We start from the raw sequence: 14,704 nt of genomic DNA, 5'->3' as shown, positions 1-14,704 counted from the left end.
AGCGGTTTTGCGATAACGACATGCATAAAAACAAGAACCTAAAGCGCGTCGCATGAGGCCGATCGAACGCGACGCGCTTTAGGTCCACTACCGACGTGGGAGCTTGCGCTGCCGCGTGGCGCCCGACGCTCCGTGTTGGGAACCAAGGCGTATCTTTGTAGTTCAGTGCTGGTGGGCGAATACGCGTCTTGTGAGCTGCCGGTGTGCGGAGACGGTGTCGGGCATCGACGTCCGTTTCTGCTGCCCGGCCTGAAGCTCCAAAGGGAGGTCCGCCATCATGAAATTTCATCCCGCATTTGCTGCATTTGCCGTGGCCGCAGTTCTGGCGGCCGGGCCGGCGCGGGCTGTCGACCTCGCGATGGTGTCCGGCGACACCGGCAACGGCCAGAGAATCCTTCGCGAGATCCTCGATCAGTACGAGAAGAAGACCGGCAACAAGGTTAGCGTCGTTCCGCTGCCGCCCTCGGCGACGGACCAGTTTGGCCAATACCGGCTCTGGCTCGCTGCCGGAAGCAGCGACGTCGACGTCTATCAAACAGACATCATCTGGGCCCCCCAGCTTGCGAGGCAGTTCATCGACCTGACCGAAGCGACCAAGGATGTCGTTGGCGCCCATTTCCCATCGATCATCAAATCGCAGACCGTGGACGGCAAGCTCGTCGCGTTGCCGATCTTCACCGACGCTCCGGCGCTCTACTACCGCAGGGATCTCCTCGACAAATACGGCGCCAGGGTGCCGGCCAGCTGGGCCGAGCTTGCCGACACCGCCAAGCGTGTCATGGACAAGGAGCGCGAGGCCGGCAACAAGGACATGTGGGGCTTCGTTTTCCAGGGCAACGCCTACGAGGGGCTGACCTGCGATGCACTCGAATGGGTGAAGTCGAACGGCGGCGGCCAGGTTATCGAGCCGGACGGCACGATCTCCATCAACAATCCGCAAGCAGCCGCGGCGCTGGAAATGGCGAGGAGCTGGGTGGGAACCATCTCACCGCCCGGCGTTCTGGCCTACCAGGAAGAAGAGTCGCGCGGTGTCTGGCAGACCGGCAACGCCGTCTTCATGCGCAACTGGCCCTACGCCTACGCGCTTGGCAACAGCGAAAGCTCACCCATCAAAGCCAAGTTCGAGGTGACGACGCTGCCGCCGGGGTCGGGTGAGGGCGCCCGCCCGGCAGCAACGCTTGGCGGCTGGAATCTCGCGGTTTCCAAATATTCGAAGAACCCGGATGCAGCGATCGAGCTGGTCAAATGGATCGCCTCGCCTCAGATGCAGAAGTACCGCGCCTTGAAGGGGGCATATCTGCCGACCATCGAGGCACTCTATGACGATGCCGACATCGCCAGCGCCCAGCCGGTGATTCCGCGCTGGAAGGAAGTCGTCCTCAACGCGGTGCCGCGTCCCTCGGCCCAGGCCAAGAGCAGGTACAATGAGGCATCGAGCGAGTTCTGGACCGCCGTCCACAACACCATTTCCGGCGAGGGCACGGCTGCGGACAACCTTGCCGATCTGGAGTTCTCCTTGACCAGACTCAAAGGCACCGCCTGGTGACCTCGCCGCGCTCAGGCTCGCTGCTGGCGCGTCAGCGTGCGCGCTCGGCATGGCTGCTGCTTGCCCCGATGCTCATCGTGCTTGCCGCCGTTGCCGGCTGGCCGTTGATGCGCACGATCTATTTCGGGTTCACGGATGCCTCGCTCGCCGACCTCGAAGCCCGCCGCTGGGTTGGCTTCGCCAACTATTTCTCCGTCCTGCAAATGCCGAGCGGCCGCGTCATCTATGACGGGCTGCTCGCCGATCCGGTCTGGTGGCGCGCTGTCTGGAACACGGTGCGCTTCGCGGTGATTTCGGTGACCTGCGAGACGGTGCTCGGCATGATCGTCGCGTTGGTGCTCAACACCAAGTTTCGCGGCCGTGGCATCGTGCGCGCCGCGATCCTCATCCCTTGGGCGATCCCGACGATCGTCTCGGCGAAAATGTGGCAGTGGATGCTCAACGACCAGTTCGGCATCATCAACGACGTCCTGCTCAAGCTTGGCCTGATCAGCACAAAAATCGCCTGGGCGGCCAGCGCCGACACGGCGATGGTCGCCGTCCTCGTTGTCGACATCTGGAAAGCGACCCCTTTCATGGCGCTTCTCATTCTCGCCGGTCTCCAGATGCTTCCACAGGAAATCTACGAGGTCGCCAAGCTCGACGGCGTCGGCGCGTGGAGAATTTTCTGGAAGATCACCTTGCCGCTCATCCGACCGGCGTTGATGGTGGCCATGATCTTTCGCGGTCTCGATGCCTTGCGCATCTTCGATCTGATCTACGTGCTCACGCCAAACAACATACACACCAAGTCGATGTCGGTGTTTGCCCGCGAGAGCCTGTTTGAGTTCGACAAGTTCGCCTACGGTTCCGCCGCCTCGACGCTGCTCTTCCTCATCCTAGCTCTGCTGACCATGCTCGTTCTCTGGCTCGGCCGGATAAGACTGGACAAGGACTATTGATCATGTGGGACTACTGACCATGTGGATCGTCAAGCGCACGGCTTTCTACCTCCTCGTCGCCGTCATCGTCGTCGTCGCGGTGTTCCCGTTCTACTACGCCATCATCACCAGCCTGAAATCGGGGACGGCGCTCTTCCAGATCGACTATTGGCCGACGACGATTACCTTCAGCAATTACCGGACCGTTTTCACCGAGGGGACCTTCCTGCGCAACCTCGTGAACTCGCTGTTCATCTCGAGCGCCGTTGTCGTCATTTCGCTGTTCCTCGGCGTCACCGCCGCCTATGCGCTGGCGCGCATCCGCTTCAGAGGCCGCTCGGCTCTGCTCCTCATTATCCTGTCCGTCTCGATGTTCCCGCAATTGGCGGTGCTTGCCGGTCTTTTCGAGCTGATCCGCACCTTCGGCCTCTACAATTCGCCGTTCGCGCTGATCTTGTCCTACATGATCTTCACCTTGCCGTTCACCGTCTGGGTGCTCACCGCCTTCGTTCGCGACCTGCCGATCGAGCTGGAGGAAGCGGCGATCCTCGATGGCGCCACGCCCTGGATCATCATCAGCCGCGTCTTCCTGCCGCTGATGTGGCCGGCGCTGGCGACCACCGGGCTTCTCGCGTTCATCGGTGCGTGGAACGAGTTCCTGTTCGCTCTGACGTTTACCTCCAGCAACGAGCAGCGAACCGTGCCGGTCGCGATCGCGCTGCTCTCCGGCAACTCGCAGTTCGAGATCCCGTGGGGCAACATCATGGCCGCATCGGTGATCGTCACCGTGCCGCTCGTCATCCTCGTCCTCATCTTCCAGCGCAAGATCGTCTCCGGCCTCACGGCGGGCGGGGTCAAGGGATAAGGTGGATAGTTGAACTGCCGCACAGAGCAGCGAATTAGGATTGAGGCCTCTGGGATAAATTGATGCTGGTGGGGCAGGGGCGGGAAGAAACGCGAAATCGACCCGTGCGCCGCTTGCCTTGACAAATGCACCCTCTCATGTGCTTTTCGCGCAAATTTTCAGGCTGGGCCATCATGCCTCGGCCGCAACCCAACATCCGGACTTTAAGAATGACAATGCATCGTTACCGCAGCCATACCTGTGCCCAGTTGAGGAAGGCCGACGTCGGTTCCTCCGTTCGCCTGTCGGGCTGGGTGCATCGCGTGCGCGACCATGGCGGCTTGCTGTTCATCGATTTGCGCGACCACTACGGCCTGACGCAGATCGTCGCCGATCCGGATTCGCCGGCCTTCAAGATTGCCGAGACCTTGCGCGGCGAATGGGTCGTCCGCGTCGACGGCGAGGTCAAGGCGCGCCTCGCCGACACTGTTAACCCTAATTTGCCGACCGGCGAGATCGAGATTTTTGCGCGCGAGATCGAGGTGCTGTCGGCGGCCAAGGAATTGCCACTGCCGGTCTTCGGCGAGCCGGACTATCCGGAGGACATCCGCCTCAAATACCGCTTCCTCGATCTGCGCCGCGACACGCTGCACAAGAATATCGTCGCGCGGACGAAAATCATCGCCGAGATGCGCAAGCTGATGGGCGAGGTCGGCTTCACCGAATTCTCGACGCCGATCTTGACCGCCTCGTCGCCGGAAGGGGCGCGCGACTTTCTGGTGCCGTCGCGCATTCACCCCGGCACGTTCTACGCGCTGCCGCAGGCACCGCAGCAGTACAAGCAGCTGATCATGGTGTCCGGCTTCGACCGCTACTTCCAGATTGCGCCGTGCTTCCGCGACGAGGATCCGCGCGCCGACCGTCTGCCGGGTGAATTCTATCAGCTCGACGTGGAGATGAGCTTCGTCGAGCAGGAGGACGTGTTCACCACCATGGAGCCGGTGATGCGGGGGGTGTTCGAGACCTTTGCCGCCGGCAAGCCGGTGACGCAGAAGTTTCCGCGCATCGCCTATGATGTCGCCATGCGCAAATACGGCACCGACAAGCCGGATCTGCGCAACCCGATCGAGATGCAGGCCGTCTCGGATAATTTTCGCGATTCCGGCTTCAAGGTATTCGCCAACATCCTTGCCAACGATCCGAAGGCCGAGGTCTGGGCAATTCCAGCGAAAACCGGCGGGTCTCGCGCCTTCTGCGACCGCATGAACTCATGGGCGCAAGGCGAGGGCCAGCCAGGGCTGGGCTACATCTTCTGGCGCAAGGAGGGCGAGAAGCTTGAAGGCGCCGGGCCGCTGGCCAAGAACATCGGCGAGGAGCGCACCGAGGCGATCCGCCAACAACTCGGCCTTGCCGATGGCGATGCCGCCTTCTTCGTCGCCGGCGACCCGAAGAAATTCGTCTCCTTCGCGGGAGCGGCGCGCAGCCGCGCCGGCGAGGAGCTCAATCTTGTCGACCGCGACCGCTTCGAATTGTGCTGGATCGTCGACTTCCCGTTCTTCGAATGGAACGAGGAGGAGAAGAAGATCGACTTCGCGCACAATCCGTTCTCGATGCCGCAAGGTGGCATCGATGCGCTTAACGGCGAGGATCTGCTCGGCATCAAGGCGTTCCAGTACGACATGGTCTGCAACGGTTTCGAGATCGCCTCAGGCGGCATCCGCAACCATCTGCCCGAAACCATGGTCAAGGCGTTCGAAACCGTCGGGCTGGACCGCGCAACAGTCGAGGAACGCTTCGGCGGCCTTTACCGCGCCTTCCAGTATGGCGCCCCGCCGCATGGCGGCATGGCGGCCGGCATCGACCGTGTCGTCATGCTTCTGGTCGGCGCAAGGAACCTGCGCGAAGTGACCATGTTTCCGATGAACCAGCAGGCCTACGACCTGTTGATGAACGCGCCGTCGGAAGCCAGCCCGCAGCAGCTTCGCGAATTGTCGCTGCGCGTGGTGGCGACGAAGAAAGAGGTTTAGGAAACGCTCCGAACCGGGTGCTATTGATTCATAAAAAAGCCCGGCAGCGCTGCCGGGCTTTTTGCTTGAAGCCTGTCTCTATCAATCTTCGTTCGCCGTAACCGTCACGCCGAGCGTTTTCGGCAGGTCGAGCGGGTTGGACATGGCGCCCGCCATGATCAGCGCGAACGGCACCGCTGCCGACGGCTCGGCCGAGACCTCGATGCTTTGCGGATCGTCGAGGAACTTGTTGACCGCGGCCGAAACCTGCGCCGTCAGTTCCGGATTGTTGAGCTGCGCCATGCCGAATGGCACGATCGCCTTGGCCTGGTTGGCGATGTCCTTGCCGGACATGCCTTGCTGCTTGCCGGCATAATCGAGCACCTTTTTGGTCAGCGAATCGTCGTCGAAGCGGATCGAGGCGCTGTTGAACGAAAGCTGCTGCAGTAGCCCGAGCATGGCCATGCCTTGAGCGGAATTGTCCGCGCCTTCGGGCTGCGCTGCCATCTTCTTCTGCATCTCCTGCAGTGATTTGATGACGTCCAGCGTGTAGCCGCCGAGATCGAAGGTCATGCCGAGCGTGCCGGCATTGTCGACGGATATTTCGTATTTCGACAAGTCCATCCTGCCGTCGGTAGGCTGCCAGGTGCCTTCCATCTCAAGATTGCCTGATATGTTCTGGTAGCCGAGCGCGTTGATGACTTCCTTGGACTTCGGATCTTCGACCAGTGTCAGGTCGGCAGCGAATTTTTCCGTGGTGCCGGAAAACGCCAAGGCCTTGCCGTCGGCCGGCGGCGTGATTGCGATGGCAAGCCCGTCCATCGAGAAAGCGGTCTTGTCAGCCACTTTGACTGTCATGTTGTCGAGCTCGGCCGATTTGTACATCATCAGCGAGCCCAGCGGACCGGTTGCGCCTTCGGCCGGAACCGTCATGTCGTGGATGACGAAGGGGCTGAGATTGAGCGTGACGCCATCTTCGCTGTGTTCGAACGGCGACGTCGATACGGTCGCGATTTGATAGCCGCCATTGGCTTCGGTCACGCCTTCGAGCTTGACGTCGCCGATCTTGAGCGCCTCCTTTTCGGCCGCCGGCTTGACCGCTACGCCTTGCAGAACCATGCTGGAGGTGTCGCCGGTTACTCCGGTCCAGGAGAGGTCGACGCCTTGGGCGGCGAGGGCAGCCTTCAGCCGGTCGGCGACCGCGGTATCCTGCGCTAGGGCCGCGTTCAGCGGCAGCGTCAGCAAAAAGGTCGAAAAAGCCAGTCTTTTAATAAGTGTCGAGTGTCTGATCGTCATCGAGAGCTCCCCTGAGAGTGTCCTGAAATTCTTTTCGAATCGTCGCGTCGTCACCATTCGGTGACGAACTGGACCGGAAAAAGGCGTGCCTCGGCACAATGATCGAAAATCGCGGCCAAAGGCAAACCCGATCCATCAGGCTTGCGATAGAAGCAGGATGTAACGGGTTGATGTTGGCCGGCGTCGTGACGCTTCCAATTCCTGTTTCATAATGGATGTCGCGCAAAAGTGTGCAGCGGTTTTGCGATTACGACATGCATCAAAACAAACCTAAAGCGTCGCATGAGGCCGGTCGAACGCGACGCGCTTTAGGAGGACGCATACCGGTGCCTCTTGCCGCGAATCACCCGCTCGGCTAGTGCCAGCCCATGGGAAAAAGGCTTTTGCCGCCCGAGAGTGGCGGCGGCGACAATATCGAGCCGGTCGATCTGAAGAAGGCGCTGGAAGAGCGCTACCTCGCCTACGCGCTGTCGACCATCATGCACCGGGCACTGCCGGACGTGCGCGACGGGCTGAAGCCGGTGCATCGTCGCATTATGCATGCCATGCGCCTGTTGCGACTCAACCCCGACCAGGGCTTTGCCAAATGCGCCCGCATCGTCGGCGAGGTGATGGGCAAATTCCATCCGCATGGCGACCAGTCGATCTACGACGCGTTGGTGCGGTTGGCGCAGGATTTTTCGATGCGCTACCCGCTCGTCGACGGGCAGGGCAATTTCGGCAATATCGACGGCGATAACGCCGCCGCCATGCGCTACACCGAAGCGCGCATGACCGAAGTGTCGACGCTGCTGCTGGAAGGCATCACCGAGGACGCCGTCGATTTCCGACCGACCTATAACGAGGAAGACGAGGAGCCCGCCGTGCTGCCCGGCGCCTTCCCGAACCTGCTCGCCAACGGCTCTTCCGGTATCGCCGTCGGCATGGCGACCTCGATCCCGCCGCACAATGCGGCCGAGCTTTGCGACGCCGCGCTCCACCTGATCGAGCATCCGGATGCGCCGGTGACGAAGCTGATGGATTTCGTACAAGGTCCGGATTTCCCGACCGGCGGCATCATCGTCGACAGCCGCGCCTCGATCCTCGAAGCTTATGAAACCGGCCGCGGCGGCTTTCGCGTCAGGGCGAAATGGAACCAGGAGGATCAGGGCAGGGGCACCTGGAACATAGTCGTCACCGAAATCCCCTACGGCGTCCAGAAGGCCAGGCTGATCGAAAAGATCGCCGAGCTCTTGATGGCGCGCAAGCTGCCGCTGCTCGAGGATATCCGCGACGAGAGCGCCGAGGACATCCGCGTTGTGCTGGTGCCGAAGAGCCGCTCGGTCGATCCCGGCATCATGATGGAATCGCTGTTCAAGCTGACCGAGCTCGAAAGCCGCTTTCCGCTCAACATGAACGTGTTGTCGCGCGGCAAGGTGCCGAACGTGCTGTCGCTGAAAGGCGTGCTCAAGGAATGGCTGGAGCACCGCCGCGACGTCCTGATCCGCCGCTCCAAGCACCGTCTCGGCGAGATCGAAAGGCGGCTGGAGATCCTCGCCGGCTATTTGATCGCCTACCTCAACATCGACGAGGTGATCAGGATCATCCGCGAGGAGGACGAGCCCAAGCAAGTGATGATGGCGCGCTGGTCACTCACCGACACCCAGGCCGAAGCCATCCTCAACATGCGGCTGAGAGCGCTGCGCAAGCTCGAGGAATTCGAAATCCGCGAGGAATTCAATGGCCTGACCGGCGAGAAGAAGCAGATCGAGGCACTGCTTGCGTCCGACGCCAAGCAGTGGGCGACGATCAAGTGGGAAGTCGCCAATGTTCGCCAGAAATACGGGCCCGAGACCGAGATCGGCAAGCGCCGGACCGAGTTCGCAGATGCACCCGAACATGACCTGACCGATATCGCCCATGCCATGATCGAGCGCGAGCCGGTCACCGTCGTCGTGTCGGAAAAGGGCTGGCTGAGGGCCATGAAAGGTCATCTGACCGACCATTCGGCCCTGACCTTCAAGGAAGGCGACAGCCTCAAGCTCGCCTTCCACGCCCAGACGACCGACAAGGTGCTGGTCTTCACCACCGGCGGCAAGTTCTACACGATCGGCGCCGACCGGCTTCCGGGTGGGCGTGGCCATGGCGAGCCGATCCGCATCATCGTCGACATGGACAACGACCAGGACATCGTCACCGCCTTCGTCCATGATCCCAAGCGCAAGCTGCTGCTGGTGTCGCATGACGGCAACGGTTTCATCGTGCCGGAAGAAGAAGTCGTCGCCAACACCCGCAAGGGCAAGCAGGTGATGAACGTCAAGGCGCCCGACGAGGCCCAGCGCTGCGTGAGCGTCGCGGGCGACCATCTCGCCATTGTCGGCGAGAACCGCAAGATGCTGGTGTTCCCGCTAGCCGAGATCCCGGAGATGGGGCGCGGCAAGGGCGTGCGCCTGCAGAAGTACAAGGATGGCGGTGTCCTCGACGTCAAGACCTTCACGCTCGCGGCAGGTCTCTCCTGGCAGGATTCGGCCGACCGCACCTTCGTCAAGTCGCGTGAAGAGCTGATCGAATGGATCGGTGCCCGAGCCTCGGCCGGACGCATGGTGCCGAAGGGATTCCCGAGGACTGGGAAATTTGGGTAGCTGCTAATCTCCCCCCTCGAGGGGGAGATGTCGCCGAAGGCGACAGAGGGGGTCGGCACGTCCTGACGCGACCTCCAATCGCGAACAGAGGAGGCTGGCGCCTCACGCGCGGCGACCCCCTCTGGCCTGCCGGCCATCTCCCCCTCAAGGGGGGAGATTAGCAGCTCCACCCAAACATTTGGAATGTCGTCACGATTGCTGCACTATATCAGTGCATAAGCGATGCGATGGGCCAGGGAGAGTTGGGCGCTTGAAGGAAGTCAGGATACAGAAGCCGGAGCGGCAGCAGCGCCTGTTTGGCCTGTCGACGCCGCTCAGGGCCGCTGTCATTCCGCCGCTGTCGGCGGCGCGCTGGCTCCTGGTGCTGATCGTCGCCGCCGGCGTTTATTTCTTCCACGGCTTCCTGTTCCCGGTCCTTGCCGCCCTGGTTATCGCTTTCGCCAGTTGGCCGCTCTATCGGCGGTTGCTCGCTGGCGTCGGCGGCAACCGCACGATCGCCGCGACGCTTGCGATCTTGTTCATCCTGACCTTCCTGGTGGTGCCGATCGCGCTTGCCGGCACCTACGCCATCAATGAGGTGCGCGAATGGGTCAGCTGGGCCATCGAGACCAACCGCTATGGTGCGCCGACGCCGCACTGGATCGCCACCATGCCCGTGGTGGGCGAATGGCTCAATGAACAATGGACGGTCAACGTTGGCCACCCCGGCGGTATCGGCGAACTGATCCAGCTGATCAGTGGCGCCAATATCGGCAGCATCTATCGCGGCGTGCTTGCCGCCGGCGGCAGCGCCTTCGGCCTTTTGCTGACGCTGCTGTTCATGATGATCGCGCTGTTCTTCGCCTATCGCGACGGCGAGCATTTCGCCGGACAGATCGATCGCCTCGGCGAACGCATCCTGCCGGCCAGATGGGAACGGATCTCACGCGTGGTGCCGGCGACTATTTCCTCGACGGTGACCGGCATGACCGTTATCGCCATCGGCGAAGGGCTGGTGTTGGGTATCGCTTACTGGCTGGCCGGCGTACCGTCGCCGGTGACGCTCGGCGCGCTGACCGGCATCATGGCGCTGATCCCCGGCGGCGCGCCGCTGTCCTTCACGCTTGTCTCGATCTATCTCGCGGCCAGCGGCTCGCCGATGGCCGGGCTGGCGCTGTTCATCTGGGGCGCGGTCGAACTCTTCATCGTCGACAAGACATTGCGCCCGAAGCTGGTCGGCGGGCCGATAAAGCTGCCCTTCCTGCCAACCTTTTTCGGCCTGATCGGCGGCGTCAAGACGATGGGCTTTCTCGGCCTGTTCATCGGGCCGGTGCTGATGGCGCTGCTGGTCGCAATCTGGCGCGAATGGCTGCGCGAGGTGGAACTGACCGATGAACTCGCTGCCGCCGAACCGGCGGAGCAGGATGACGCACCGCCGCAGATCGAAATTGTCGCCGAACGCGCCGCCGCGAAAAAGAATCAGGCCGGGTGACTGACGGCGAACATGGCGCGGCGCTTGCGCCCCTCGTGCAACTGCCAGAGCGAATGGCCGATCAAGGTGACGATGAGGATCGCGCCGCCGATCAGGCTGTTGTGCGACGGGGTCTCGGCGAAGATCATCCACACCCAGACCGGCGCCAGCACGGTTTCGAGCAGGTAGAACATCGCCACTTCCGGCCCGGAGATGTATTTCGGGCCGTTGGCGAGGCAAAAGAACGAGATCGGCATGATGACGGCACCGTTGAAGATGATCCACCAGGGTGCGTTGACGTGAAAACCTACCTTGGAAACCATCAGGGCGGCAACGGCCAGCGGCAGGACCACTCCGATCAGCGCCGTGAAACCCATATCCTTGCCGCTGGCGCGCGAGATGGTGATGGCCGCGGCGATCATGAAAGCCGAGCATAGCGCCATCAAGTCGCCGAAGAGATGTCCGGTTCCAACGGAATCGCCGACAATGATCGTGACGCCGACGATCATCAATGCCAGCGCGACAAGCGTCAGCGGTCGTGGCCTCTCCTTCAGGAACAGCCATGACAAAAGGGCCGCGAACATGGTTGTGAACGCCAGGATGAAAACGAGGTTGGCTGTCGAGGTGTTGTAGACGCCGGTGATGAAGGCGATCGAGCCGAGCCCGTAGAGGGCGGCAACGATGAGCCCCGACCAGCCCGGCACAAGCTGCGGTGCCTTTGCGCTCAGCGAACGCCAGACGGCCCAGATGATGAGCGTGGTGACGAAGGTTGTGCCGGTGCGCAACAGCAGGATCGTCCACGCCTCGCCATCGGCGAGCCGGATCAGCGGAATGTCGACGGTCAGCGTCAGCCCGCCGATGGCGGTGATCAGAAGGCCTCTCTGGTGGTCGTTGTGGGAAGGCATGCGGCAATTCTCGCGATAGGCTTGGAGGCGCAAAATTGACTCGCCCGGTCTTCCAGCCGATCGGCCGGAAGCCCAGCGGCATCCTCCTCGAAACAATTTAAGAGTGAATACCGAAAGCGGAGATCAGCGCGAAACCGCTTCGTGATTGTGGCGTTCCCAGCCTTTCGGGCCGAGATGCTCCTGCGGCTGGAAGCGCATCTTATAATTCATCTTGCGCGAGCCGTTGACCCAGTAACCCAGGTAGACATGGGGCAGGCCCATCGCCCTGGCGCGGGCGATGTGGTCGAGGATCATGAAGGTGCCGAGCGAGCGGTCCTCGAAATCCGGGTTGAAGTAGGAATAGACCATCGACAGGCCATCGGCCATCTTGTCGGTGAGGGCCACGGCGATCAGTTCGCCCTGGCCCTTGCCGGTGATGAAGCTGTCGGGTCCGCGGCGACGGTATTCGATGACCTTGGTGTCGACATGGGTATCCTCGACCATCATGGCGTAGTCGAGCACGGTCATATCGGACATGCCGCCACGGCGATGGCGGGCGTCGAGATAGCTGCGGAACAGCGAATACTGTTCGGTGGAGGGTTCGGCGTCGTGCATGGCGCCGACCAGATCCGAATTATGCTGTATGACCCGTTTCATGTTGCGGCTGGCGGTGAATTCCTGCGCGAGGATGCGCACCGACACACAGGCGCGGCAGGTCTCGCAAGCCGGCCTGTAGGCGATGTTCTGCGACCGCCTGAAACCGCCCTGTGTCAACAGATCGTTCATCTCCGGGGCCTTGTCGCCGACCAGGTGTGTGAACACCTTGCGCTCGAACTGGCCCTCGAGATAGGGACACGGCGAGGGCGCGGTCAGAAAGAACTGTGGCGACTGGGTCGGGTGCTGCGTCATCGAGCCTTGGAAACACTCCTGCGAATCGTTCTACCTTTGGCGCGGACGCCGAAAAATTCAACAGGATTGTGAAAGCCTGGTTGACTGGAGGTCTTCACTTTTGTGCGCAAAGGCTGCGGCCGCGCTTCAAAAGTCTGCTCAGCGGCCGCTGCGGCTGACGACGGTGCCGAGCAACAGGTCGTGCAGCGTGCGCTTGCGGTCGGAAAACAGGCTCACCAGCAGGACCAGCGGTGAGAGGATGACATTGCCGGCCCAAAACAGCACCGAATGCACGACGGCGGTCAGCCCGTCGATGCGGCTGCCGTCGAGCCGGTCGAGCCGGATGCCCATTACCTTCATGCCGGTGGTGGCCTGGTCTTTACTGCCGAGCGTGTTCCAGATGTAGAGGATGGCGACGGCCGGCACGAGAATGGAAAACAGCATCCAGCCGAGGCCGAGCGTCAACAGCCCGAACAAGAACACCAGGATCGCGAATGGAATGGTGAGCAGCGCGACGATGAAATAATCGATGACGAAGGCGAGAATGCGCCGCGTGCGCACGCCCTCATAAGCGCGGACATCTTCGAGCCTGCTGGTGATGATTTCGCCGTCGAGAACGCGAGCGTTCATGTCATTTCCTCGTAATCGAACCCGGGTTAATGCACGGGGCCGCTCCTTGGTGAAATGGTGAAGGTTCGCGGCGGAATCAAGATCGAGCCTTTCGCCGCCGTGTAGATGGTGACGGACTGCCTGATGTCGTCTGAGCCGTCTGACTTGTTGAATTCATGGCGCGGATAGCGTTAGCTTGCTGCGGCGCAACAAAAGGCGCCGAGCCGAGGGGACGGGGCGACATGGACTACGACATGCTGGTCATCGGCAGCGGCCCATCCGGGCGCCGCGCCGCGGTGCAGTCGGCCAAGCTCGGCAAGTCGGTGCTGGTGGTCGACAGAGGCCGGCGTCTCGGCGGCGTTTCGGTGCATACCGGCACCATACCGTCGAAGACGTTGCGCGAGACGGTGCTCAACCTCTCCGGCTGGCGTGAGCGCGGCTTTTATGGACGCGGCTACCGCGTCAAGCAGGACATTTCGGTCGGCGATCTGGTCGAGCGCCTGCACAAGACGCTCGACCACGAGGTCGAGGTGCTGCAGCACCAGTTCATGCGCAACACGGTCAAGAGTGCGCGCGCCGCGGTAAAATTCCTCGGCCCCAACAAGGTCAGCCTGACCACCGACACCGGCGACTACAGCGAGGTTGGCTTCGCCCATGCGCTGATCGCGGTCGGCACCCGGCCGCACCGGCCGCGCGACGTGCCGTTCGACAAGACACGGATCTTCGACAGCGACGAGATGCTGGAACTCGACCGCCTGCCGCGCACGCTGACGGTGATCGGCGCGGGCGTTATCGGCGTCGAATATGCGACGATCTTTTCGGCGCTCGACGTTCCAGTGACGCTGGTCGAGCCGCGCAACACAATGTTGGATTTCGTCGACCGCGAGATCGTCGACGACTTCATCCATCAGATGCGCGATCGCGGCATGACGATCAGATTAGGCAGTGCCGTCAAGGAGATCGCCTCGAAACCCGATTGCGCCGAGGTGACGCTGGCCGACGGCCGCACCATCCGTTCCGAGATCGTGCTCTACGCTGCAGGGCGTACCGGCAATGTCGGCAGCCTGGGGTTGGAAGCGGTCGGCATCGAGGCCGATCCCAGGGGCCGCATCAAGGTCGATCCGCACACCTTCCAGACCAGCGCGCCCAATATCTATGCCGCCGGCGACGTCATCGGCTTTCCGAGCCTGGCCTCGACCTCGATGGAGCAGGGCAGGGTGGCCGCCTGCCATGCGTTCGGCGTGCCCTTGCCGCCGCCGCCCGAAACCTTTCCCTACGGCATCTACGCCGTGCCGGAAATCTCCACCGTCGGCCAGTCGGAGGAGCAGGTGCGCGAGAGTGGTGCTGCCTACGAGGTCGGCGTGGCGCGGTTCCGCGAGACGTCGCGCGGCCACATAATGGGCGTCAACACCGGGTTCCTGAAGCTTCTGTTCTCGATCGAAACACGCCGTCTGCTCGGCGCCCATATTGTCGGCGAGGGCGCGACCGAGCTCATCCACATCGGCCAGGCGGTGATTAATCTCGGCGGCACTGTCGACTTCTTCGTCAACAACACCTTCAACTATCCGACGCTGGCCGAAGCCTACAAGATCGCCGGGCTGGACGCCTGGAACCGCATGGGGCGAGGGTAGCTTCGAGGC

Annotated in this window: 11 protein-coding genes; 7 read left to right on the top strand and 4 right to left on the bottom strand. The window is 62.1% G+C overall.

What is annotated here, in order from left to right; translation table 11 throughout:
• Positions 1-277: 277 nt before the first annotated feature.
• The 4 genes from NKI95_RS06025 to aspS all read left to right on the top strand — a co-directional run bounded on the left by NKI95_RS06025 (position 278) and on the right by aspS (position 5,337).
• Complete coding sequence (locus tag NKI95_RS06025; protein ID WP_352714882.1) at positions 278-1,546, top strand: ABC transporter substrate-binding protein; 1,269 nt, start codon at positions 278-280, stop codon at positions 1,544-1,546.
• Positions 1,547-1,614: 68 nt separating this feature from the next.
• Entirely contained in the window at positions 1,615-2,487 is an 873-nt protein-coding gene (locus NKI95_RS06020) for a carbohydrate ABC transporter permease (RefSeq protein WP_352715237.1), read from the top strand.
• A gap of 19 nt (positions 2,488-2,506) precedes the next feature.
• The gene (locus NKI95_RS06015; protein ID WP_352715235.1) at positions 2,507-3,331 is read left to right on the top strand and encodes a carbohydrate ABC transporter permease; all 825 of its coding nucleotides are present in this window, start codon (positions 2,507-2,509) and stop codon (positions 3,329-3,331) included.
• Between the two features lie 215 nt (positions 3,332-3,546).
• On the top strand, positions 3,547-5,337 hold the full coding sequence (gene aspS, locus NKI95_RS06010) for an aspartate--tRNA ligase (RefSeq protein WP_352715234.1): 1,791 nt from the start codon (positions 3,547-3,549) through the stop codon (positions 5,335-5,337).
• An 81-nt stretch (positions 5,338-5,418) separates the two neighbouring features.
• Here aspS and NKI95_RS06005 read toward each other — a convergent pair whose 3' ends face one another.
• Entirely contained in the window at positions 5,419-6,612 is a 1,194-nt protein-coding gene (locus NKI95_RS06005) for an aq_1923 C-terminal domain (protein ID WP_352714880.1), read from the bottom strand.
• Between the two features lie 368 nt (positions 6,613-6,980).
• On the opposite strand from NKI95_RS06005, the gene parC reads away from it, so the two are divergent.
• Both parC and NKI95_RS05995 read left to right on the top strand, forming a co-directional pair.
• A complete protein-coding gene (gene parC / locus NKI95_RS06000; protein ID WP_352714878.1) occupies positions 6,981-9,233 on the top strand; it encodes a DNA topoisomerase IV subunit A in 2,253 nt (750 codons plus the stop codon).
• Between the two features lie 250 nt (positions 9,234-9,483).
• Positions 9,484-10,704, top strand: coding sequence for an AI-2E family transporter (locus NKI95_RS05995; RefSeq protein WP_352714876.1), 1,221 nt, complete (start codon positions 9,484-9,486; stop codon positions 10,702-10,704).
• Here the strand turns inward: NKI95_RS05995 and NKI95_RS05990 are convergent.
• The 3 genes from NKI95_RS05990 to NKI95_RS05980 all read right to left on the bottom strand — a co-directional run bounded on the left by NKI95_RS05990 (position 10,692) and on the right by NKI95_RS05980 (position 13,085).
• A complete protein-coding gene (locus NKI95_RS05990; RefSeq protein ID WP_352714875.1) occupies positions 10,692-11,588 on the bottom strand; it encodes a DMT family transporter in 897 nt (298 codons plus the stop codon). The two genes, NKI95_RS05995 and NKI95_RS05990, sit on opposite strands and share 13 nt — an antisense overlap.
• A gap of 123 nt (positions 11,589-11,711) precedes the next feature.
• Positions 11,712-12,476, bottom strand: a complete 765-nt coding sequence (locus tag NKI95_RS05985; protein WP_352714873.1) for an arginyltransferase — start codon at positions 12,474-12,476, stop codon at positions 11,712-11,714.
• Between the two features lie 138 nt (positions 12,477-12,614).
• Positions 12,615-13,085: an RDD family protein gene (locus NKI95_RS05980; RefSeq protein WP_352714871.1), complete on the bottom strand. Its 471-nt coding sequence runs from the start codon at positions 13,083-13,085 to the stop codon at positions 12,615-12,617.
• Positions 13,086-13,306: 221 nt separating this feature from the next.
• Here NKI95_RS05980 and sthA point away from each other — a divergent pair, with 221 nt between their 5' ends.
• Positions 13,307-14,695, top strand: coding sequence for a Si-specific NAD(P)(+) transhydrogenase (gene sthA, locus NKI95_RS05975; protein ID WP_352465511.1), 1,389 nt, complete (start codon positions 13,307-13,309; stop codon positions 14,693-14,695).
• Positions 14,696-14,704: the final 9 nt, after the last annotated feature.

The sequence above is a fragment of the Mesorhizobium sp. M0306 genome (assembly GCF_040321655.1).
Classification (GTDB): domain Bacteria; phylum Pseudomonadota; class Alphaproteobacteria; order Rhizobiales; family Rhizobiaceae; genus Mesorhizobium.
This window is presented reverse-complemented; position numbering and strand designations above follow the sequence as displayed.

What these genes read in the sequence shown, in the direction of transcription:
- NKI95_RS06025 (WP_352714882.1), top strand. Translation starts at nt 278, where the DNA reads ATGAAATTTCATCCCGCATTTGCTGCATTTGCCGTGGCCGCAGTTCTG.
- NKI95_RS06020 (WP_352715237.1), top strand. Translation starts at nt 1,615, where the DNA reads ATGCTCATCGTGCTTGCCGCCGTTGCCGGCTGGCCGTTGATGCGCACG.
- NKI95_RS06015 (WP_352715235.1), top strand. Translation starts at nt 2,507, where the DNA reads ATGTGGATCGTCAAGCGCACGGCTTTCTACCTCCTCGTCGCCGTCATC.
- aspS (WP_352715234.1), top strand. Translation starts at nt 3,547, where the DNA reads ATGCATCGTTACCGCAGCCATACCTGTGCCCAGTTGAGGAAGGCCGAC.
- NKI95_RS06005 (WP_352714880.1), bottom strand. Translation starts at nt 6,612, where the DNA reads ATGACGATCAGACACTCGACACTTATTAAAAGACTGGCTTTTTCGACC.
- parC (WP_352714878.1), top strand. Translation starts at nt 6,981, where the DNA reads ATGGGAAAAAGGCTTTTGCCGCCCGAGAGTGGCGGCGGCGACAATATC.
- NKI95_RS05990 (WP_352714875.1), bottom strand. Translation starts at nt 11,588, where the DNA reads ATGCCTTCCCACAACGACCACCAGAGAGGCCTTCTGATCACCGCCATC.
- NKI95_RS05985 (WP_352714873.1), bottom strand. Translation starts at nt 12,476, where the DNA reads ATGACGCAGCACCCGACCCAGTCGCCACAGTTCTTTCTGACCGCGCCC.
- NKI95_RS05980 (WP_352714871.1), bottom strand. Translation starts at nt 13,085, where the DNA reads ATGAACGCTCGCGTTCTCGACGGCGAAATCATCACCAGCAGGCTCGAA.
- sthA (WP_352465511.1), top strand. Translation starts at nt 13,307, where the DNA reads ATGGACTACGACATGCTGGTCATCGGCAGCGGCCCATCCGGGCGCCGC.